This is a genomic window from Paraburkholderia sp. CNPSo 3076 (assembly GCF_026343935.1).
Lineage (GTDB): Bacteria > Pseudomonadota > Gammaproteobacteria > Burkholderiales > Burkholderiaceae > Paraburkholderia > Paraburkholderia nodosa.
Genome location: NZ_JAPMAL010000008.1, coordinates 151,433 through 173,052 on the forward strand (window position 1 = coordinate 151,433; position 21,620 = coordinate 173,052).

At 62.6% G+C, this 21,620-nt stretch carries 23 protein-coding genes; 16 read left to right on the top strand and 7 right to left on the bottom strand.

The genetic code is table 11. The features are described from left to right. Positions 1-21 precede the first annotated feature (21 nt). From M3A49_RS11515 to M3A49_RS11540, 6 genes are all read left to right on the top strand, one after another. On the top strand, positions 22-1,182 hold the full coding sequence (locus M3A49_RS11515; protein ID WP_266228792.1) for an acyl-CoA dehydrogenase family protein: 1,161 nt from the start codon (positions 22-24) through the stop codon (positions 1,180-1,182). A 19-nt stretch (positions 1,183-1,201) separates the two neighbouring features. Next, positions 1,202-1,939, top strand: coding sequence for an enoyl-CoA hydratase (locus tag M3A49_RS11520; protein WP_266228793.1), 738 nt, complete (start codon positions 1,202-1,204; stop codon positions 1,937-1,939). Positions 1,940-2,004: 65 nt separating this feature from the next. Next, positions 2,005-2,799 carry an enoyl-CoA hydratase/isomerase family protein gene (locus tag M3A49_RS11525; protein WP_266228794.1) on the top strand — a complete coding sequence of 265 codons (795 nt, stop codon included), beginning with the start codon at positions 2,005-2,007 and terminating at the stop codon, positions 2,797-2,799. 51 nt (positions 2,800-2,850) lie between these two features. Continuing rightward, positions 2,851-3,630, top strand: a complete 780-nt coding sequence (locus M3A49_RS11530; protein ID WP_266228795.1) for an SDR family NAD(P)-dependent oxidoreductase — start codon at positions 2,851-2,853, stop codon at positions 3,628-3,630. A gap of 21 nt (positions 3,631-3,651) precedes the next feature. Then, a complete protein-coding gene (locus tag M3A49_RS11535) occupies positions 3,652-4,644 on the top strand; it encodes an NAD(P)H-dependent flavin oxidoreductase (protein WP_266228796.1) in 993 nt (330 codons plus the stop codon). Positions 4,645-4,653: 9 nt separating this feature from the next. Next, positions 4,654-5,454 carry a TetR/AcrR family transcriptional regulator gene (locus M3A49_RS11540; protein WP_266228797.1) on the top strand — a complete coding sequence of 267 codons (801 nt, stop codon included), beginning with the start codon at positions 4,654-4,656 and terminating at the stop codon, positions 5,452-5,454. A gap of 21 nt (positions 5,455-5,475) precedes the next feature. On the opposite strand, the gene M3A49_RS11545 is transcribed toward M3A49_RS11540, so the two are convergent. Beyond that, a complete protein-coding gene (locus tag M3A49_RS11545) occupies positions 5,476-6,363 on the bottom strand; it encodes an SDR family NAD(P)-dependent oxidoreductase (protein WP_266228798.1) in 888 nt (295 codons plus the stop codon). Between the two features lie 139 nt (positions 6,364-6,502). Between M3A49_RS11545 and M3A49_RS11550 the strand changes: the two genes are divergently transcribed. Both M3A49_RS11550 and M3A49_RS11555 read left to right on the top strand, forming a co-directional pair. Next, positions 6,503-6,946: a nuclear transport factor 2 family protein gene (locus M3A49_RS11550; RefSeq protein ID WP_266228799.1), complete on the top strand. Its 444-nt coding sequence runs from the start codon at positions 6,503-6,505 to the stop codon at positions 6,944-6,946. A 150-nt stretch (positions 6,947-7,096) separates the two neighbouring features. Beyond that, positions 7,097-8,248: a Gfo/Idh/MocA family protein gene (locus M3A49_RS11555; protein WP_266228800.1), complete on the top strand. Its 1,152-nt coding sequence runs from the start codon at positions 7,097-7,099 to the stop codon at positions 8,246-8,248. Between the two features lie 44 nt (positions 8,249-8,292). Here the strand turns inward: M3A49_RS11555 and M3A49_RS11560 are convergent, their stop codons facing one another. The 6 genes from M3A49_RS11560 to M3A49_RS11585 all read right to left on the bottom strand — a co-directional run bounded on the left by M3A49_RS11560 (position 8,293) and on the right by M3A49_RS11585 (position 13,759). Next, a complete protein-coding gene (locus M3A49_RS11560; protein WP_266228801.1) occupies positions 8,293-9,048 on the bottom strand; it encodes a tyrosine-protein phosphatase in 756 nt (251 codons plus the stop codon). A gap of 142 nt (positions 9,049-9,190) precedes the next feature. Further along, the gene (locus M3A49_RS11565) at positions 9,191-9,967 is read right to left on the bottom strand and encodes an enoyl-CoA hydratase-related protein (protein ID WP_266228802.1); all 777 of its coding nucleotides are present in this window, start codon (positions 9,965-9,967) and stop codon (positions 9,191-9,193) included. A gap of 43 nt (positions 9,968-10,010) precedes the next feature. After that, positions 10,011-10,775: a glucose 1-dehydrogenase gene (locus M3A49_RS11570; protein WP_254353323.1), complete on the bottom strand. Its 765-nt coding sequence runs from the start codon at positions 10,773-10,775 to the stop codon at positions 10,011-10,013. A gap of 38 nt (positions 10,776-10,813) precedes the next feature. Next, on the bottom strand, positions 10,814-12,067 hold the full coding sequence (locus tag M3A49_RS11575) for a CaiB/BaiF CoA transferase family protein (protein ID WP_266228803.1): 1,254 nt from the start codon (positions 12,065-12,067) through the stop codon (positions 10,814-10,816). Positions 12,068-12,069: 2 nt separating this feature from the next. Further along, positions 12,070-12,546 (bottom strand): MaoC family dehydratase, encoded by a 477-nt coding sequence (locus tag M3A49_RS11580; protein ID WP_254353321.1) that lies wholly within the window; start codon positions 12,544-12,546, stop codon positions 12,070-12,072. Positions 12,547-12,595: 49 nt separating this feature from the next. Further along, positions 12,596-13,759, bottom strand: coding sequence for an acyl-CoA dehydrogenase family protein (locus M3A49_RS11585; protein ID WP_266228804.1), 1,164 nt, complete (start codon positions 13,757-13,759; stop codon positions 12,596-12,598). Between the two features lie 386 nt (positions 13,760-14,145). Here M3A49_RS11585 and M3A49_RS11590 point away from each other — a divergent pair, with 386 nt between their 5' ends. From M3A49_RS11590 to M3A49_RS11625, 8 genes are all read left to right on the top strand, one after another. Next, positions 14,146-14,511 (top strand): Zn-ribbon domain-containing OB-fold protein, encoded by a 366-nt coding sequence (locus tag M3A49_RS11590; RefSeq protein ID WP_254353319.1) that lies wholly within the window; start codon positions 14,146-14,148, stop codon positions 14,509-14,511. Between the two features lie 60 nt (positions 14,512-14,571). After that, positions 14,572-15,723 carry a thiolase gene (locus M3A49_RS11595; protein ID WP_266228805.1) on the top strand — a complete coding sequence of 384 codons (1,152 nt, stop codon included), beginning with the start codon at positions 14,572-14,574 and terminating at the stop codon, positions 15,721-15,723. Positions 15,724-15,864: 141 nt separating this feature from the next. After that, entirely contained in the window at positions 15,865-16,665 is an 801-nt protein-coding gene (locus tag M3A49_RS11600; RefSeq protein WP_266228806.1) for an enoyl-CoA hydratase/isomerase family protein, read from the top strand. Positions 16,666-16,676: 11 nt separating this feature from the next. Continuing rightward, positions 16,677-17,483 (top strand): enoyl-CoA hydratase/isomerase family protein, encoded by an 807-nt coding sequence (locus M3A49_RS11605; protein ID WP_266228807.1) that lies wholly within the window; start codon positions 16,677-16,679, stop codon positions 17,481-17,483. Positions 17,484-17,500: 17 nt separating this feature from the next. Further along, positions 17,501-18,316, top strand: coding sequence for an enoyl-CoA hydratase/isomerase family protein (locus tag M3A49_RS11610; RefSeq protein ID WP_266228808.1), 816 nt, complete (start codon positions 17,501-17,503; stop codon positions 18,314-18,316). A gap of 44 nt (positions 18,317-18,360) precedes the next feature. Next, the gene (locus tag M3A49_RS11615) at positions 18,361-19,215 is read left to right on the top strand and encodes an SDR family oxidoreductase (RefSeq protein WP_266228809.1); all 855 of its coding nucleotides are present in this window, start codon (positions 18,361-18,363) and stop codon (positions 19,213-19,215) included. A gap of 3 nt (positions 19,216-19,218) precedes the next feature. Further along, entirely contained in the window at positions 19,219-20,361 is a 1,143-nt protein-coding gene (locus tag M3A49_RS11620; RefSeq protein ID WP_266228810.1) for a CaiB/BaiF CoA transferase family protein, read from the top strand. Positions 20,362-20,404: 43 nt separating this feature from the next. Further along, positions 20,405-21,604: an acyl-CoA dehydrogenase family protein gene (locus M3A49_RS11625; protein ID WP_266228811.1), complete on the top strand. Its 1,200-nt coding sequence runs from the start codon at positions 20,405-20,407 to the stop codon at positions 21,602-21,604. Positions 21,605-21,620: the final 16 nt, after the last annotated feature.

A 21,620-nucleotide genomic window follows, 5' to 3' on the forward strand; every position in this document is an offset into this window, starting at 1 on the left:
CCGGTAGAAAGAGGGTGCAGCATGGACTTTGAGTTGAGCGACGAACAGCGGATGCTGCAGGAAAGCGCGCAGCGCTTCGTGCAAAAGAGCTATACGTTCGAACATCGCAGCAATCTGGCTTCGCAAGGCGGCGGCTTTTCGCGCGAGACATGGCGCGCGCTCGCGGAAATGGGCTGGCTTGGCATCGCGGTGCCGGAGGAAATGGGCGGGCTCAGTTTCTCGCCTGTGGAAAGCGCCATCGTGGCCGAGCAGATCGGGCGCGCACTGGTGCTGGAACCCTACGCGATGTGCGGCGTGTTTCCGGCTGCGCTCGTTACGCGCTGCGGGCGCGAAGGGCAGCGCGAAACCATGCTCGGGGAAATCGTCTCCGGCGAAGCCGTTTACGCGGTTGCGCATAGCGAGCGCGAGGCGCGAGGCCAGGTGCACTACGTCACGGCCACGGCGAAGAAGACGGCGGACGGCGCTTGGCGCCTGGACGGCTACAAAACGCTCGTGGTCGGCGCACCCGTTGCCGACCGCTTGCTCGTCGTCGCTCGCACCGCGGGTGCAGCCTGTGACAAGGACGGCATCGGCATTTTCCTCGTCGATCCGAAGCAGGCTGGCGTGACGCTCAAGACGTGCACGCTGCTCGACGGTACGCCGTCGGCCGATCTGCTGCTCGAAGGCGTGATCGTGGCGGATGCCGATGTCGTCGGCGAGCAAGGCCGTGCTTACGAAGGACTGCAAGCAGCAGTCGACGAAGCCATCGTTGCGATTTGCGCGGAACTGGTGGGCAATATGGAAGACGCCATCGAACTTGCTTCGGAATACCTGAAAACGCGCAAGCAGTTCGGCGTTTTAATTGGCAGCTTCCAGGCGCTGCAACACCGTATGGCCGACATGGCGATCGATGCCATGCAGGCGCGAGCAACACTGCACCGTGCATTGCTTGCGCTCAGCGAAGACAGCGCGAAGCGAAGCGTGGAGATCTCGGGTTGCAAGGCGCAGACTACGCGCAGCGCGAAGTTCGTCACGCAGCAAGGCATTCAGTTGCACGGCGGCTATGGCATCACGAACGAATACAAGGTGGGTCATCACTATCGCCGCCATCTGGTGCTCGACGCGTTGTTTGGCAACATGGACTATCACCTGAATCGCTACGCATGCCAGATTCAACACGAGGCATTGGCGGCGGCGGCTTGAACCTTATCGAGGCACTGCCATGGACGCAAAAAGAACCGATTTGCTCGGCACGACGCGTGAGAATGCCGTACTCACGCTCACACTGAACCGCCCCGAGGCGCGCAATGCGCTGAACCTTGCGTTGACCGAAGCGCTGGTCGAAGAACTACGCCGCTTCGAATCCGACGAAAGCCTGCGCGTGCTGATCGTGACGGGTGCCGATCCGGCCTTTTGCTCGGGGCTCGATCTCAACGACTTCTCCGCGCCCGATGCGCCGCGCGCGCGAGTCGCGGAGATGATCGACATGTGGCCGCGCATCACCAAGCCGGTGATCGCGGCGGTGAATGGCGCCGCCGTCACTGGCGGGTTCGAGCTTGCAATGGGATGCGATTTCATCCTTGCGTCCGAGCGAGCGCGCTTTGCCGACACGCACACGAAAATCGGCGCACTCGCAGGCGGCGGCATGACAGCGCGGCTGCCCTATATCGTGGGCCCGAGGTGGGCCAAGCAGATCAGCCTGACGAGTGAGCCGATCGACGCGGCTACCGCGTTGCGGATTGGCCTTGTGAACGAGGTGGTCGGTCACGATCAGTTGATGGAGCGGGCAAAGGCGGTTGCGAAGACGATTGCGAGCCGTCGTCCCGACCTCCTCGCAACAGTCAAGCAAGTGATCGATCAGGGCGCGCTGGCAACACTCCAGGATGCCTTGCGCATCGAGAAGGCCGCGCTGGCGGAACGAAAGCAACGCGGCGGCATGGCGTGGCAAGTGCAGAAATAATCGATCCGCCGAACAAGGCGCGTAACCCGGGCGCGGTAGCGCCGGCTCATCCCACGACGGCAAACATGACAAATCTATACGGCCTTCCAGACGATATTCAAGTTACGGCAGATGGCGGCCTGCGCATCATCACGCTCAACCGGCCGGACGATCTGAACGCGTCGACGACGGAAATGCTGTTTGGTTATCCAAAGCTATTCGCGGCGTTGGCTGAAGATCCCGAGGCGCGCGTGGCGATTCTCACCGGCGCGGGAAGGGCATTCAGCGCGGGCGGAGACATGAATCACTTCGTCAAGACGCTCGACGACCCCGAGTTCGCCCGGCGTGTTCAGGAGAATGCACGCCAGACCATACACGGCTTCATCGACGTGCCGATTCCGATCATCGCGGCGGTCAACGGCCCGGCGGTGGGGTGGGGCGCGACGATGGCCACGTTGTGCGACATCGTTCTGATGTCCGAGAAGTCGTTTCTGGCCGAACCGCATATCAACATCGGTCTTGTCGTCGGCGATGGTATTTCGGTAGCGTGGCCGCTCTACACGAGCCTGCTGCGGGCGAAGGAACTGATCTTTACGGGCGATCGCATCACCGCGCAGCAGGCGGTTGAATACGGACTCGCCAACCGCGTCGTGGAGCCAGGCAAGCTGATGCACGAGGCGTTGGCGCTTGCCGAAAAACTGCTCGAACAACCACGTCACGCGCTGCGAGAAACCAAGAAGCTGATGAATCTCCACCTCCATCGCAGTGCCGCGCAGATGCTCGACACGACGCTTGCGCGCCAGCTTGCGGCAACGCTCAGCAATGAGCATCACGAGATTGCTTCAGCGTTCATCGCCCAGCAGAAACGCAAACAGGGCTAATTGGCACGGTGATTCTCCTTCATCGGCACACCATTCTTATGTGGAGTACGCATGGGCTCTTCGCTTTTCGACTTGACCGATAGGGTCGCCATCATCACAGGATCGAGCCGCGGCATTGGGTACGCCAGCGCGCTCGGCATGGCCGAGCATGGCGCAAAGGTCGTCATTTCCGGCCGCAATGCCGACGCCTGCGAATCCGCCGCGCAAGCAATCAACGAACAGATCGGCAGCCGCGTGGCCATGCCGTTTGCCTGCAACATCGGGCGCAAGGCCGAGCTGCAACATCTCGTGGAGGCAGCGAACGGCGAGTGGGGCAGAGTCGATATCGTGATGGCCAATGCGGCAATTCATCCGTGGATCGGATCTGCCCTCGACCTGCAGGACGAAACGTTCAACAAGTTCATGCAGGTCAATGTACAGAGCAATATCTGGCTCGCGCAGATGACCATGCCGGGCATGATCGAGCGCGGCTATGGCCGCTTCATTTCGGTGGCATCGGTGGTCGGGCTGTTCGGCGACGCCGTGACGGGAACCTACGGGCTCACCAAGGCCGCCGACATGCAACTGGTGCGAAACCTCGCGATGGAATTCGCCGCGAAGGGGGTCACTGCCAACTGCATTGCGCCGGGCACGTTCAAGACCGAGATGGCACGATCGCAATGGGAAGACGAGGCGATGGTCGAATGGTACCGTGGCCGCAATCCGTCGCAGCGCTTCGGCGAAGTCGAGGAGATTGCCGGGCTCGCCGTGCTGCTGGCGTCGCCCTCGGGCGGCTATATCAACGGCCAGACTATCGCGGTGGACGGTGGCCACACGATCTCGTTTCGCTGACTTACGCGAGGAAACCGCATCGTGCGCCCACAGATGTACAAGACGCGAATCACCGATCTGCTCGGCATTCGCCACCCCATTCTTTGCGGCGGTCTCGGGCCACGCGTGTCCGACGCCCGATATGTCGCGGCGGTCGTCAATGCAGGCGGCATGGGGTTCATCGTCGGTGCCGGCTTTCCCGATGCCGACGAATTTCGCAACGAGCTGCGGACCTGTCGCGAACTCAGCGGTGCGAAGAATTTCGGCGTCAATCTCTACATTTCACGGCAAGCGGGCGGTGTGGAGCGCGTCAAGCAGCAGATCCGCATTCTGATTGAAGAAAACGTCGCCTGCGTGGAAACGGCGGGTGCGAGTCCGGAAGCGGTCGTGCCCATCCTCAAGGAGGCGGGCATCACGGTTTTGCACAAGGTGCCTGCTGTGCGCTATGCGCATACGGCTGCGCGGATGGGCGTCGACGGTGTGATCGTCGTCGGCAACGAGTGCGGCGGACACCCCGGCATCTATCAGATCGGCAGCATCGTGCAGGCCGCGCAGGCGCCGCGGGAAGTTGGCTTGCCCGTTGTGATCGGCGGCGGCATCGGCACGGGGCGGCAACTTGCAGGCGTGCTGGCGATGGGGGCCGACGCGGTCATCATGGGCACGCGCATGATGGTTGCCGAGGAGTTGTGGATTCATCCCGAGGTCAAGGCGACGGTGGTGGCGGGCGACGGCAGCGAGAGCGTCGTGGTCAAGTCTGCGATCCGTGATCACCATCGCGTGCTGCGCAACGAGAGCGCCGAGGCGGTCATGGAACTGGATCGTGCACAGGTGACCGAGTTCGAGCAATTCCGCCCTCACGTGATGGGCGCGCTTGCACACGATGCCTACGTGACTGGCGACACCCGCAAGGGCATGATCGACTACGGCCACGCGGCGGTCTTTGCCGATGCGGTGAGGAACGTCGAAGCCATCTTCGACGAGATGATCGACGACGCAGTGGCAGCGTCGAACCGGCTGAGCAAACTGATGATGTAGAAAGTTGTCATGGCGACGATAGAGCGTGCAGCGGGTCTGGCAGGTCCGGCACACGTGGCCCCTAGGCTACAATCTTACGCGTACTGGTTTCAATACCTGCAATGCATACGCAATTTCTATCGACACGCCATGAGCGCAGTGAAAAGGCCGCAGGCCACGCTTGAGGACGAGGCTTTACCACGTGCGAAGCGGGGCCGCCCATTCAAGGCCGACGCGGAGAAGCGCCAGGATGAACTGCTCGACCACACACTGGAGCAGTTCATGGCTGTGGGTTATCGAGCCGCGACCATGGACGGCATTGCGGCCTCGTTTGGCGCGAGCAAGTCCACGATCTACCGGCGCTACGGAAGCAAGGCCGGTTTGCTGAGCGCGGCGATGGAGCGCGGCGTTCCGCTGCTGCTCGATCCGCTTGCCCAGGTCTCCACCGATGCTCGCCGCTCGCCGCGTTCGGTACTGCGAGATTACGGCGAAATCATTCAGTCCTACCACTCCGATCCGAGCATACGCGCGATGTGGCGGGCGGTAAGCGAGGCGAGAGAAGAACTGGGAGACATGCTCGGGCACGTTGTCGAACAGCAGGACAGGGCGTTGGCTCCCATCGCCGAATATCTGGCTACGCTGGCGCGCAGTGGAAAGATCGTTGTTGCCGATCCGCGCGCGGCCGCTGCGTGCTTCGGCGCGTTGACGAGTGGCGGTCTCGCCAGCTTCCTCGGCGAGCCGCCTCGCGAAAACGAGCGGCGAGGCGCGATGGAGTTTGCACTCACGCTGTTCCTCGACGGCATACTGCCGCGCGCATCTGCCCGGAAATAGGTGAGGGCTCGCGCCGCTGCGCTAACCAAACAGTTTGCGCAGCGTGCCGCCCATGGGAACGGGGAGTGTCGCGCCTTCGTCGTAAGGCCAGAGCAGCATGCCGAGGGCGGCCGCGGCACCGCCGTCCACATGCAGTACCTGACCTGTGATCGACCTCGCGAGGTCGGATGCGAGGAACAGCACGGCATTGGCGAGGTCGTCCGCAGCAGGAGGAGTTTGCAGCGGGATGTACATTTGAAAGGCCTTCGCCCACCATTCAGGCGGGGCGCCGACGTTGAGCGAGCGCCATGGCTCGGGAATGGCTGCGGCGTTGCCCGCGCTAGGCGTCGTGTCGGGCGCGATCAGGTTCACGCGTATTCCAAGCGGGCCGAGTTCCCAGGCCATCGCCTTCGAGAAGTTCGTCGTTGCGGCTTTCGCGCCCGCGTAGACGGCAAAACCACCGGCGCCGCGATGTGCTTCGATGGTCGTGAAATTCACGATCGATCCGCCGCGGCCGCTGAGTTGTAGTAGCGGCACCGCGTGGCGCACGGATTCGATTACGTAGCCGAAATTGCGCTGAACGTCGTCGGCGCAATCGTGTTCCGTGCGCTCCATGAATGGCTGCATGCGCGTGCCGCCTACCACGTTCACAAGCACGTCGATGCCGTCGAAGAAGCGCGCGGTCTCGCCATAGAATTGCGCGAGCTGATCGGACCGCGTGGCGTCCGCATGCATGCCAAACACGCGGCGTCCCATCGTCCGCAACGCCGCCGATGTGCTCGCAATGCTTTCGTCATCGACGTCGCAAAACGCGATGTCAACACCGGCCTCGCCGAGTGCAAGCGTGACCGCTCTGCCAATTCCTGCCGCGCCGCCAATCAACACGGCTCTGCGCCCTTCAAGCGCGCCTCTGCGATCCAGAATTTCCATCGGCTCCTCCTGTCATTGTGATGTGGGTGAACGAGAACACATCGGAGTCCGCGTATTGAATAATGGTACTGAAGGTGCTATTGTTTCTCAAGGATATCAAAGCAATCTGCGGAAGACGTCGATCCTTGGAGGAACCTGCGTGACCGACATCGAACGACTCCTTGCAATCGAGGAGATTAAGCAGCTCAAAGCGCGCTATCTGCGCTGCGTCGATACGAAGAACTGGGAAGAGTTCGGCTCCGTGTTCGCGCCAGATGGCCAACTCGACATCAGCGACGACGTGCCCGGATGCATTCTCGCGGGCAGGGAGAACATCGTGGGTGCGGTCAGTGTGCCGCTTGCCGGATGCGTGAGCGTTCATCACGGCCATTGCCCGGAGATCGACATCACATCGAGCACCACCGCGAACGGCACGTGGGCGATGGAAGACACGTTGCGTTGGGAAGCGGACTCGGCGTATCCAAACCGTACGCTGCATGGCTACGGCCACTATGTCGAAACCTACGTGAAGATCGACGGCCAGTGGTCGATCAAGAACATGAAACTGCGGCGGCTACGCGTCGATGTCGGAGTGCAGGCATGAGTGCAATACACGTATCGGACGCACAATCGGCGATTCGCTTCGCCGGGCGCGTTGCGATCATCACCAGCTACCGGCGGCGGCGAAGCGGCGGCCGGACGAGGCTCGGCCTGTGACCAACGAAAAGAGAAAGTGAGACATGGAGAAGCGATCGTGACACGCAGAATCGGCATCATCGGCGCCAACTGGAGCCTGAAAGTGCACGGCAGCGCCTGGCGGCTGCTGCCGGATGTGGAGGTGGCGGCGGTCTGCACCGCGCACCGCGAGACCGCCGAAGCGGCGGCGCAGGCATTCGGCGTGCCGCGCGCGTATTGGAACGTCGCCGATCTCGTCGCCGATCCGACGCTCGACATCATCGATGTCGGCAGCAGGCCTGCATATCGCTACGAAATGGTCATGGCTGCCCTCAACGCCGGCAAACACGTGTATGACGCGCTGCCCTTTGCGGTCGATACGGCGCATGCCGTTGCGCAGAGCGAACTCGCCACGAAGAAGGGACTGGTTGGGGTCGTCGATGCACAGTTCCGCTGGGTGCCCGCAGCGATGCACATGCAGGCGCTGATCGCAGAAGGGTTCCTCGGCGAACCGCTCGGATTCAATTTTCAGCTGCTTCAGCCACTGCGCAACCACGATGGTTTCATCTATCCACACGCCTCCTATCCCGGCGGCGGCGTCTCGCCCTACAAGTGGCTTGCCGACGCGCAAAGCGGCGGCAGCGCATGGCGCAATTTCGGCAGCCACATGGTGCTCCTGCTCATGCCGCTGCTCGGGCGGGTGAAAGCGGCTACCGGTTCGGACACAACGGGCATCAAGCAATGGCGCCTGCCGGACGGCAGCGTATTCACGCCGGACACCGCCGATCTCGGCTGTAGCGTCCTGCGCATGGAAAACGGCGCGCTAGGCACGGTCCAGACGAGTTGGGCCGTGGCCGACGGTCCCGGCATCCGCGCGGAACTGTGGGGAACGAAAGGGCGCCTGCTCTATGTCGATCCCACGTTTGGCGATGGGGTTTCATCGCGTCTTTATGCGGGCAAGCCGGAACCATTCGAATTCGGCACCGCGGGAGGCGAGTGGCTCGAAACGCCTGCACACTATTTCGAAGTGCCGGGAACCGGGTTCTCGAAGGAGAACGCGCCTTCGTACATGGTGTCGATGGGATGGATGTTTCACGACATGCTCCAGGCCATCGAGCAAAAGCGGGCACCGTCACCCAGCTTCGAGGAAGCCACGCACGCGCACCAGGTGGTGGAGGCGGTGATCGAATCCGGCCGCAGCGGGCGGTGGATCGAGATCGGCGGTCGGTGAGGCTCGCAAGGGAAGCGCGGTCGCTATTCGAGCTACGTTCTCCTTCACTCCAGCAGGGCGTCGCGCAACCGATGTAGTTGAGACGGGTCGAGTCCGGCAGCGTCTTCGAGGTAACACTCTACCGAGCCGTGGCTGGCTGCCATCGCCGAGAAAGCCTCATCGAGATAGAGCGCATCGACGCCGGCTACAACATCGATCACCGACGCATCGAGTGCTGCGCCGAAATGGATGGCCATCGCTTGCGCAGCGGATTCGCGCAAGAGTCCATTGCGTGTGCTCCTCAGATAATCACGATAGATCGTATCGCGCGAGACGCCCAGCGCATGGAGGATGATGGCTATCAGAAATCCAGTCCGGTCTTTGCCCGCCGTGCAGTGGAAAATGATGGGCAGACAATCACCATCGACAAGGCGGGCGAACAGACCCCGGATCGAACTGGAAAACGCACTGGGCAAATTCCGGTAGGTCTGCAGCATCATGCGCCGGGCGCCATCCGCATTCGGGTCGTGCCTAAGGATTTCAAGTAGCGACGCTTCGCCCGCACGCAAATCGACTCCGACCTCGATGTGAAGTTCCTCCACGCCCTGAACGGGCAGCCATCGGTTTGGTGCCGCCTTCCGCTCCCGCTCGCTGCGCATATCGCAAACCAGGCGAATTCCAAGTTTCGCGACGATGTCGAGATCGCGCTCGCTCAGCCCTGAAAGGCTTCCCGAGCGGTAGATGAGGCCTGCGCGGACGCGCCGCCCATCTCGCGCGAGAAGTCCACCAAGATCTCGAAAATTCGGTGCTCCGTCTAGCATACTGCCGACCTCCATTTACCATGAGCCGTCGCCGAGGCAATAAGCGTTTTCGGGTGCCTCACGATCGACGTACACGCGCGAAAATTGAAATGAGGTGGGCTGGCGACGGCAGGCACGTGCGTCGCCGCTTTTTTGCTTCGTCTTACTTCACGTACTTACGGAACTCCGGCTTGCGCTTTTCGCGGAACGCATTGCCGCCTTCCTTCGACTCGTCCGTTTCGTAATACATCGCGAGCGCTTGCATCGCGAACGCACCGATGCCGCGGATATTCTCGGTATCGATATTGAACGAGCGCTTCGCCAGCGCGATGGCGGTGGGGCTCATCTGCAGAATCTCGTCGCACCACTTCTTCGTTTCGGCGTCGAGTTGCTCGGGGGGCACGACTGCGTTGATGAGGCCCCAGTCGAGCGCCTGTTTCGCACTGTATTTGCGGCACATGTACCAGATTTCCCGTGCGCGCTTCTCGCCGATGATGCGCGCGAGGTACGCGGTGCCGAAACCCGGATCGACCGAACCCACCTTCGGACCGACCTGGCCGAAAATCGCGGTCTCGGAAGCGATCGCGAGGTCGCAGATCGTCACGAGCACGTTGCCGCCGCCGATCGCGTAGCCGTTCACGCGTGCGATCACCGGCTTCGGAATGTCGCGGATAATGCTTTGCAGTTCCTCGATCGGCAGGCCCACGGTACCGCGGCCATTGTAGCCGTCGCCGGACTGGTCGCCGCCGGTGCAGAACGCCTTTTCGCCGGCGCCGGTGAGCACCACGACGCCGATATCCTTGTTCCATCCCGCGAGACCGAAGGCCTTGATCAGTTCTTCACAGGTGTTGGCGTTGAACGCGTTATAGACGTTGGGGCGATTGATGGTGATCGTCGCGACGCCATCCGCTTCCTTGTAGATAATGTCCCTGAATTCCATGTCGTATTCCGATGTTGTTTGTTGAGCAGGTTCGAGACGCCGGTTAACCGGCCATCGTCAGACCGCCGGACACGCTGATGACCTGGCCGCTGATGAAAGCGGCGTCGTCGCTCGCGAGGAAGGCAACCGTGCCGGGGATATCGCCCGGTTCGCCCATGCGGCCGAAAGGCACGGCCTTCACGAGCGCAGCCTTGATGCGCTCGCCTTTCTCGCCTTGCGCGAGGTTGTCGAGCAGCGGGGTCGCGGTGGGGCCGGGGCAAACGACATTGACGGGAATATGCTGGCGGGCCATTTCGCGCGCCATGGTTTTCGTGAACGCGATGAGACCGCCTTTGCAGAACGAGTACACGGCTTCCATCGAGGAGCCCACGCGTCCCGCATCGGACGAGATGTTCACGACGCGGCCACGGCCGCGCTCAGCCATGCGTCGCAACACGGCGTGGTGCATATTCAGCGGGCCGTACAGGTTGATGGCGACGACCTTGTCCCAGAACGGCTTCTCCGTTTGCAGGAAGAACGAACCCATGTCCCAGCCCGCGTTGTTGACGAGAACCTCGATTGGACCGAGTTCTTGCTCGACTTTGGCCACGGCGGCGTGCACGCCTTCGTGATCCGTGATGTCGACGCGGTACGCACGCGCCTTGCCACCCGCCGCCTCGATTTCCGCCGCGACACGTGCCGCGCCTTCTTCGTTCAGATCGAACAGCGCGACGGTCGAGCCTTCCTCGCCGAATCGCTTGCTGATGGCGGTTCCGATCCCGCCCGCGGCGCCGGTTACGATGACGACCTTCTCCTTGAGCCCCTTCATTGATTCCCTCCGTGATGTGCGAGGCGCTTTCGCGCCAGTTAGTCTTTGCTCAACGCTTCCGTAACGGCTTCGCGTTTTCCCGTGGCACGGGCGACGAGCGCGCTGGCTTCGCTTGCGCTATAGCCCGCTTCGATCAGGACTTCGATGCTGTGCTCGCCGAGATTCGGCGGCAGATAGCGAACGTTGCCGGGCGACTCGGAGAAGTGCACCGGGATCGAGGTCATGACCATGTCGCCTTCGGTCGGGTGATCGAAGCGCTGGAAGAAGCCGGTCTCCTTGATGTACGCATCGTGCATCAGGTCTTTCAGGTCGCGTACGGGACCGTGCGGAACGTCCGCTGAGGCAAAAATGGCATTCCATTCGGCCGTGGTCTTGTTGCGTATGGCGTCGCCGACGATGCGGTACAACTCGTTGATGTTGCGCATGCGCTCGGTCATGTGGGAGAAACGCGGGTCGTCCAGCAGATGCGCTGCATCGATTGCGCACAGCACGCGGCGCCATTGCTCGTTGTTCACCGCCAGCAGGCAGATATGGCCGTCTTTCGTCGCATAGGGTCGGCGGTACGGCGAGAACATGCGCGGATAGCCGAGCCCGGTGCCGTCATTGGAGCCCAGCGCGCCTTCCCAGAGATGCTCGAAAAGATTGAACTGCAGCATCGTCTCGAACATCGGCACATGGACGAGCTGACCGAGACCGGTACGCTCGCGGTGATAGAGCGCCATGCCGATTGATGAGGCCAGCACGTAACCGCAGAACTTGTCGACGATCACGGTGGGGAAGTAGCGCGGCGAGCCGTCAGCGTCACGGTTCATCGCGGCAATGCCGGTTTCGCCCTGGATCACGTCGTCGAAGGCGGGGCGGTCCTTGTAGGGGCCGTCGATGCGGTAGCCGGCGCCCGACGCGTACACGATGCGCGGGTTGCGCGAGCGCACGGCTTCATAGCCGATGCCGAGCCGCTCGGCGGCGCTCGGACGCATGCTGTGCACGATGACGTCGGCCGTTTCGACAAGCTTGAGCAGCGCTTCGCGGCACTCGGCCTGTTTGAGGTTCAGGATCACGCTCCGCTTGTTGCGGTTCATGATCGTATAGAACACGGCCATGTCGGGATTGCGGCCGGGACCGTTCTTGCGGTTCTGGTCGCCTTCGGGCGGTTCGATCTTGATGACGTCCGCACCCATGTCGCCGAGCAGTTGCGTGGCTACCGGACCGAGCACGTTGATGGTCAGGTCGATCACGCGCACACCGGCTAACGGGCCCGTGGCCCGTTCGAGGGGTTGTTGTGGATTTTCCATGCTCAGGCCTTGTATTCTTTGCCCTTCACGAGTCTGAGCGGCGTATACACCATCACCTCCGTGCCGTCCTGCTTGAACACGCGGTTACGCGTGCGTACCAGGCCAAGTCCTGGGCGCCCCTTGCTGGGCCGGCATTCGATGACTTCGCATTCCACATGAATCGTGTCGCCCACGTAGGTGGGACCCTTGATATCCAGCTCCATGTTGAGGAACGCGAAGCCGACGCCCTGCATGGTGGCCTGCGTGAGCAGCCCCTCCATGAGCGTAAACACGAGTGCCCCCGGCGCGACGCGTCCCTTGATCGCGGACTGCTCCCTTAGAAACTCTGTGTTGGTAAACAGCACTTCCAGCATGCCAGTCACGGATACGAAATTCACGACGTCCGTTTCGGTGACTGTGCGGCCCACGGTCTTGAACTTGCGTCCAACGGGCAGGTCCTCCCAGTGGATACCCAAACCAACCGTTTCGATTTCTTCCATTGCCTGTCCTCTGTTGTTGTCGCTCGCTTGTAAGCTCAACTGTCGTTTTTCAGTTCTTCTTGATGCGGCCCAGCACGTTGTCCGCGACGATGTTGCGCTGGATCTGGTTGGTGCCTTCAATGATCTGCACAACCTTTGCGTCGCGGAAATAACGGTTGATCGGGTACTCGTTGGAGATGCCGGCAGCGCCAAATAGCTGCACGGCGTCGGTCGCGACCTTCATGGCGACATCCGATGCGAACATCTTCGCCATCGCAGCCATGGGAGCAAGTTCGCGTCCGCTTACGCCCGCGTCGACGAGCGATGCGGTGCGGTAGACGAGCTGGCGCGCGGCTTCGGTCTGCGTAACCATGTCGGCGATCATCCAGCGCACACCCTGGAAGTTGCTGATGGTCTGACCGAACGCTACGCGATCCTGAATGAACTTGACGGCGTGGTCGATCGCCCCCTGCGCAATGCCGACCGCGCGCGCGGCAACGATGGGGCGGCTCGTGTTGAGCGCTTCCATTGCCACCTTGAATCCCTGGCCGCCTTCCGGCCCGAGACGGTCTTCCGTGCGAATGACGGCGTCGTCGAAATAGAGGGGGCACGACGCCACGCCGCGCGCACCCATCTTGTCTTCTTCATTGCCGATCGTGAGCCCGGGCGTGTTGCGATCGACGATGAAGAGATTGATCCCCAGCGGCTGTCCTTCCTCATCGAGCGTCTTTGCCGCGACGAGAATGAAGTCGGCAATGTGCGAGTTCGTGCACCAGATCTTTGAGCCGTTGAGTACATAGCTACCGTTCTTGCGGCGCGCCGTGGTGCGAATGCCGGAAACGTCTGAGCCGCTTTGAGCTTCTGTGATTGAGAGCGCGCCACGCAGGTCGCCGGAGGCGAGCCCGGGCAGAAGGCGTACCTTCTGTTCTTCCGTGCCCCCTTCGAGAATGGCGCCAAAAGGCGTCCATTGCACGACCAGCAAATAGCCGGTGTTGTAGCAAACCCGCCCGAACTCCTCGACGGCGATACAGGCCGACATCACACTGCCGGCGCCGCCATACGCTTCGGGAAACGGCAACGTGAAGAGGCCCAGTTCCTTAAGCAGTGCGTACATGTCATGGGGATACTCGGCTGTACGGTCGATCTCGTCGGCGCGCGGCGCCACACGCTCCCTTGCGACGCGACGGATGAGGTCGCGGATCTGAACCTGGTCGTCTGTTAGTTCGTATGTCACTTCGAGCTCTCTTGCTGGCGGTTTTTCCGGATCGGGCCTGGATTCGTCTTTCGGAGTGGGCAATCGTCGCCCCCGCTGACCACTCCCGAATTACCCCGGTCTCTTCAAAATGTTGAACAATGTTCGATAAAGTAAACGATGGACTAGATTGCCGTCAAGCGCAGAAACTGGCTGCCGCGGGTTTGTCCGAGGTGCGCCCGGATTTTCGCCGGGATGTAGTGTCAGCCTTGTGGGGCGGGGCACGACAGGGCTTTCCCGCCGTTGACAGCATGCTTCCGATGCGTTTAATATTTGGAACAGTGTTCGGTTATTTGTTCCATTTTGGCCCGACATAGCGGCTCGATTCGCGGGAGCCCCAAGGCAAAAACGATTTGGAGGAGCGGGGAATGGACTCTCTTTGTCCTGAAGTCGACTATCAGAAGTTTCTGGCCGAGGGCCGCTTGATGATCCAGCGCAGCCGCAGCAGCGGCCGCTATGTGTTCTATCCGCGCGTGGCCGAGCCGGTTACCGGGGCGCGCGATCTGGAATGGGTCGAGGCGTGCGGGAAAGGCACGGTTTATTCCACCACGGTCGTGCGCCAGAAGTCGCCCACGCCGAGCTACAACGTTGCAGTGATCGATCTGGAGGAAGGTGTGCGCATGCTCAGCTGCGTTGAGGGCATCGAGCCGGAGGCCGTGCGCATTGGCATGCCCGTGCAGGCGAAGATCGTCTACCGGGGGGATGCGGCACTGCTCGTATTCGAACCAGCCTGACGCCCGCTAACCCGCAACCGGCCGTCAAGAGCCGGTCGCACCTGATGAAAGGTAGATCGAATGGAATTCAACTTGCGCGGGCGTACCGCACTGGTGGCAGGCGCCACCTATGGGATTGGGGAAGCACCTGGGTTGTCGTCGATGGACCTTGCTGCGCGCGCTTCCGTCGACGCGCTGGCCCAGGTAGGGCTCACGCCCGGCGATGTCGATGGCCTGTTCGTGTGCACGCCCGACGACATGCTCTCGGGCCTCACGTTTGCCGAATACCTCGGTATTAACCCGAAGTTCACCGACAACAACCGAAGCGGCGGCTCGGCGTTCGAGATTTACGCACACACTGCGGCGATGGCCTTGTGTACGGGCCAGATCGACGTCGCACTGATCGCATACGGGAGCAACCAGCGCAGCGCGGCGGGCAAGCTCGTGCAGTCGTCGCGTCCCTCGCCGTGGGAGAGCCCGTACAAGCCGATGAATCCGGTCTCGTCTTATGCGCTCGCGGCAGCGCGGCATATGCACCAGTTCGGCACGAAGCGCGAACATCTGGCCGAGGTGGCCGTCGCCGCGCGCAAATGGGCGCAGCTCAATCCGGATGCGTACATGCGCACGCCCTTGTCGATCGATGACGTGATGGGCGCGCGTCTCGTATCCGACCCGCTTTCCGTGCGCGATTGCTGCCTCGTGACGGATGGCGCGGCGGCCGTCGTCATGGTGCGCGCCGACCGCGCCCGCGATCTGACCGACAAGCCCGTCTATCTGCTCGGCGCGGCGTCGGCCACGTCACACCGCGAAATTGCGAGCATGCCCGATCTCACGGTGACTGCGGCGGCGCAATCGGGCCGGCGCGCGTATGACATGGCGGGCGTGAACGCCGGCGACATCGATGTCGCGATGCTGTACGACGCGTTCACGATCAACACCATTCTGTTCCTCGAAGACCTCGGCTTTTGCCCCAAGGGCGAAGGCGGTCGCTTTGTTTCGGATGGGGCCATCGCGCCGGGCGGCCGGCTCGCGGTGAATACGAACGGCGGCGGCTTGTCCTGCGTTCACCCCGGCATGTATGGGCTTTTCCTGATCGAAGAGTCGATGCGGCAACTGACGGGGCGCGCCGGCGAGCGCCAGATCCCCGGCGCGAAGCTGGCCATCGCGCACGGCAACGGCGGCGTGCTCTCGAGCCAGGCCACGGTGATTCTCGGAACAGAGGAAACGCTGTAAGACACGCCGGCCGCCCAGGCCACTGTCAACAGCTTTGCATGGGATCAGAGTAAGCGCAAAAGCGCCAACTCTGATCGACAGCCTTGCATGGGATCAGAGTAAGCGCTGAAGCGCCAACTCTGATCGACAGGAGACGGACAGATGAGCGAAGAGACCGGCAGCGACGCGACAGAGATCGTCCAGGCCCAGCAAGACGGCGCAATCGCGATCGTCACATTGAATTACCCCCAACGCCGCAACGCGTTTTCATTGAAGATGCGCGAGACGTTGTATGCGCAACTTTATCGCCTGATGCATCACGAGGAAAGTTGCCGCGCAATCGTCCTGACCGGCGCAGGCAATACATTTTGTGCGGGCGGCGACATCTCGGAGATGCAGACGCGCAAGGTGCTCGAGTACCGGCAACGCAATGAACTGCCGCTCGATATCTTCAGACTGATGGTCGAAGGTCCAAAAGCGGTGGTCGCCGCGGTCGAAGGGTTTGCGTTTGGCGCAGGCCTCTCGCTCGCAGCGGCTTGCGACTACGTCGTCACATCGTCGTCGGCGCGCTATGCGAGCGCGTTCGTGAAAGTCGGGCTGCTGCCCGATACGGGGCTCTACTGGTCGCTCTCGCAACGCGTGGGCGGTGGCCTCGCACGAGAACTCATGCTGAGCGCGCGCGAGTTCAACGGCGTCGAAGCCGGTGAGACCGGTTTTGCGAACCAGGTCGTCGCGCCCGGCGAGGCGCTGAACGCGGCCTTGAAGGTGGCGCAACAGTACGCGGAATTGCCCTCGGTCGCCACCGCGCATCTGAAGGCCGCGCTCGCGACGGGCATCCGCACGCTCGACGAAGCGATCGAAGCCGAAGTCAACCTGCAGCCCATCCTGCGCCGCAGCCGCGAACACCAGGAAGCCGTGAGCGCCTTCATGGAAAAGCGCAAGCCGGTGTTCGTGGCCGACTGAAGGGAGCCAACATGAGCGAAGAACAAACGGCAGCAACCGAAACGGCGCCGCTGATCGAGGTGACCCGCGAGGGGCCGGTCGCGATCGTGACGTTGAACAATCCGCGACGCCGCAATGCAATGGGGCGCCAGATGCGCCAGTTGCTGCGTGACACGGTGCATCGTCTCATGGTCGACGACCCTGAGTCGCGCGCAATTGTACTCGCTGGCGCGGGCGAGCATTTTTGCGCGGGTGCGGACATCTCCGAGATGACGAAACGCACGATCCTGCAAAGCCGCGAGATCCTGGCGGAATCCTGCGTGGTGGTGCGCGAAATGCAGGCGGGTCCGAAACCCGTTGTGGCCGCGGTGGAAGGCGTGGCCTTCGGCGCCGGCCTGTCGCTCGCTGTGGCGGCCGATTACGTCGTCGCAGCATCGAGCGCGCGCTTTTGCGCTGCGTTTCTGCGCGTAGGGCTGATTCCGGATACTGGCATTCTGTGGACGCTTCCGAAGCGCATTGGCATGGCCCGCGCGAGAGAGATGCTTTCGCTTGCTACGGAGATCGACGGCAACAAGGCCGCGGCAATCGACCTCGCAAACGAAGTGGTCGAGCCGGGCGCGGCGCGCGCCAGGGCGATTGAAGTTGCACTCGGCCTCGCGGCCTTGCCGCCGCTCGGCGTGGCGCTGTTGAAGGAATCGCTCACCAACGCCGCGACGACCATGGAAGGCGCGCTGCGAGCCGAGATCGACTATCAGCCCATCCTGCGTCAGTCGAAAGACCATCAGGCTGCCTGCAAGGCATTTATGGAAAAGACCACACCGGTCTTCACCGGTGAGTGAGCGCGGGGACCCATGCGATGAGTATCGAGCAGAAGGAAATGACTGCGGGCGCCGACGAGGTCGTGAAGGTGCGCCGTGAAGGCGACGTGACCGTTGTCACGATGAACTATCCCGAGCGCCGCAACGCGTTCTCCATGAAGATGCGGCTCGCGCTGATCGAGGTGTTTCAGCGGCTCATGAACGACGACCCGGATACGCGCGCCATCGTGCTGGCGGGCGCGGGCGGTCATTTTTGCGCGGGCGGCGACCTCTCGGAAATGCACGCGGCCACGCCGCGATTGCTCGCGCTGCGTGAGCGCATCGCGGTGGGCGTGCGTCTGTTCAAGCTGATTTATACGGGCACGAAGCCCGTCGTCGCGGCAGTGGAAGGCACGTGTTACGGAGCGGGCGTCTCGCTGGCTGCTGCGTGTGATGTCGTGGTCAGCGCCGAGACGGCGAAATACTCGTGTGCCTTCGGCAAGGTAGGCCTGCTGCCCGACACCGGGATTCTCTGGACGCTCCCGCAAAAGGTGGGTGGCGGCAAGGCGCGTGAACTGATGCTGAAGGGCGATGTCATCGATGCAGCCACGGCGCGCCGTATCGGCCTCGTCAGCGAGGTGACGGCGAGCGGACACGCGCTCGATGCGGCGATCGAGGCTGCGGCTCGCTTTGCGAGCTATCCGCCGGTGACGCTGGCGCTCCTGAAGGCGAGCCTCGTCAACGCGGGCAACTCGATCGAGGACGCTTGCCGTCTGGAGACCGATCTCAATCCGCTGGCGCGTCAAACGAGCGATCACACGGAAGCCGTGAAGGCCTTCATGGAAAAGCGCAAGCCGGTTTTCACGGGCGCCTGAAGCTGTCGTTCTTCATTGCTGTCTCTACTGGAAGTTCAATGCATATGTTTACGCCTGACCTGCTGAAGAGCAAACGAATCCTGATCACCGGCGGGGGCACGGGGCTCGGAAAAAGTATCGGCCGACGCTATCTCGAACTGGGCGCCGATCTTGTCATCTGCGGCCGCCGCAAGGAAGTGCTCGATGCGACCGCCGACGAGTTTCGCGGCGTGGTGCCCGGCGCACGCATTACGAGTGTTCAAGCGGACGTGCGCAGCGCGGAATCCGTCGAGGCGATGATGGATACGATCTGGCAGGACGGCCCGCTCGACGTGCTGCTGAACAATGCCGCGGCCAATTTCATCGCGCGCACCGAAAGCCTTTCGCCCCGGGCGGTGGATGCGGTGCTCGACATCGTGCTGCACGGCAGCTTCTATTGCACGATCGCGGCGGGCAAGCGCTGGATCGACGCGGGCCACACGGGCAACGTGATCAGCACGGTCTCTACGCCCACGATGACCGGCTCGGCCTTTACGGCGCCGTCCGCTGCGGCGAAGGCCGGTGTTCTGGCGATGACCCGTAGCCTTGCGGTCGAGTGGGGCCCGAAGGGCATTCGCCTGAACGCGGTGGCGCCCGGACTCTTCCCGACGCCCGGTGCCTGGGAGCAACTGTATCCGCCGGGCTCGCAGGTCGAGCCGCAGGAGCGCTCCGTCCCGCTGCGCCGCTTTGGCGATCACACGGAACTCGCCGATCTTTACGCGTATCTGGCTTCGGATGGGTCCGGCTACATCACCGGCGACATGATCGTGATTGACGGTGGCCGCTGGATGCAGGGCGTTGGTGGCCCGACCTTCCGTGCCATGCAGGACTGGACCGACGAACAATGGGACGCCATGCGCACCCATGCGCGCAAGGGTTGAACGATGGGTCCGCTCGCAGGAGTCCGAATCATCGAGCTGGCCGGCATCGGGCCGGGCCCCATGGCCGCGATGTTGCTCGCCGACCTCGGCGCGACGGTGTTGCGCATCGAGCGTCGCCAGCCCGTCAAGCTCGGTATCGAGCGCCCGCTGCGCTACAACCTGTTGCTGCGCAACCGGAAGACGATCGCGCTCGACCTGAAAGACCCGGAGGCCGTCGAACTCGTGCTCTCTCTGGTGGAGCGCGCCGACGCCTTGATCGAAGGCTTCCGTCCTGGTGTGACCGAGCGCCTCGGACTCGGTCCGCAGGTCTGCCTCGAGCGCAACGCGAAACTCGCCTATGGGCGCATCACGGGATGGGGGCAAGACGGACCGCTCGCGCAGTACGCCGGGCACGACCTGAACTACATCGCGATCACCGGCGTGCTCAACGCGATTGGCCGCCGCGACCAGCCGCCTTCGATACCGCTGAACCTGATCGGCGACTATGCCGGCGGTTCGCTGTATCTCGCGATGGGGCTGCTCTCGGCGATCCTGCATGCGCGCAACGGCGGCGCAGGCCAGGTCGTGGATGCCGCGATCGTCGATGGCACAGCCAACCTTGCCACCACGTTCTTCGGCATGCAGGCTGCCGGAATATGGCGTGACGGGCGCGGGACGAATATCACGGACTCCGGATCACACTTCTACGACGTGTACGAATGCGCGGACGGCAAGTGGATCACGATCGGTCCCATCGAGGACAAGTTCTATCTCGAACTGCTGCGCCTGCTCGACATCGACCCGCGAACACTCGGCGCTCAGCTCGACGAAAGCAACTGGGCCGCCGCACGCGCACTGTTTGCGCTGAAGTTCAAGAGCCGCACGCGCGAGCAATGGACCGCGCTGCTCGAGCATTCGGACGCATGCTTCGCACCGGTGCTGTCGTGGACCGAGGCCCCCGAACATGCGCATCTGAAGGCGCGCGGCACGTTCATCGAAGTCGACGGCATCGTGCAGCCGGCGCCGGCGCCGCGCTTTTCCGCCACGGTGCCCGCGAAACCGACGGCCCCCGAAGCACCCGACGCGGCAACGGTCGATGCAGCGCTCGCCGCATGGCTCGAAGCGGGCCGCATTGGCGAGCTGAAAGAAGCGGGAACGCTGGCCTGAGCGGCACACGGCAGGCGACCCCAAAAAACGAAACGAGACACTCATGGATCTGCGATATACCGACGAGGAGCTGGCGTTCCGCAATGAGGTGAGAGCCTTCTTCAAGGAAGCGCTGCCCGCCGACATTCGACGCAAGGCTAGCCTGGGACAGCGTTATTCGGCGGCCGACCTGCGCCGTTGGCAGCGCATTCTCTACGAGCGCGGCTGGGCGACGCCCGCGTGGGACAAGGCGTGGGGCGGGACCGGCTGGAGCGCCGTGCAGCAATATATCTTCAAGGAAGAGCTGCACATGGCCCCGGCGCCCGAAACACTGTCGTTCAACGTGAACATGATCGGCCCGGTGTTGATCGCGTTCGGCAGCGAAGAGCAGAAGCGTCACCTCCTGCCCCGCATTGCGAGCCTCGAATACTGGTTCTGCCAAGGCTTTTCCGAGCCCGGCGCGGGTTCTGATCTGGCCGCGCTGCGAACCCAGGCGGTTCGCGACGGCGACCACTATGTCATCAACGGGCAGAAGCTTTGGACCTCGACGGCGCATCACGCCGACTGGATGTTCTGTCTCGTGCGCACGGATTCGAGCGGGAAGAAGCAACAGGGCATTACTTACCTGCTGATCGACATGAAGACGCCGGGCCTGACGGTGCGCCCGATCATCACGATAGACGGGCACCACGAAACCAACGAGGTGTTCTTCGACAACGTGCGCGTCCCAGTCGCGAATCGCATTGGCGAGGAAAACAAGGGCTGGGACTACGCCAAGTATCTGCTCGGCAACGAGCGCAGCGGCATTGCGCGCGTAGGCGTTTCGAAGATGCGAGTGCGGCACGCAAAGGACCTCGCGAAGCGCGTGCCTTGCGGTGACGGCGTGCTGTGGGACGACCCGCGCTTTCGGGAGCGGGTAGCGGCCGTGGAAGTGGAGTTGAAGGCGCTGGAAATGACGCAGATGCGCGTGATCGCCGAAAGCAGCGCGCAAGAGAGCCATGTGCCGGACCCCAAGACCTCGATCCTGAAGATCAAGGGTTCGGAGCTCCAGCAACTTTCCGCCGAACTGCTGCTGGAAGTGGCGGGTCCGGATGCGTTGCCGCTCGATGTCGACTTCCTGCGCGGTCTTGGCGACGCGGTTCGCGAGCCCGAATGGGCGCTTACGATCGCGCCGAACCACTACTTTGCGCGTCACGTTTCGATTGTGGGCGGCTCCAACGAGATTCAGAAGAACATTCTCGCCAAGTCGGTATTGGGACTTTGAGCGACGGTCGAACAGC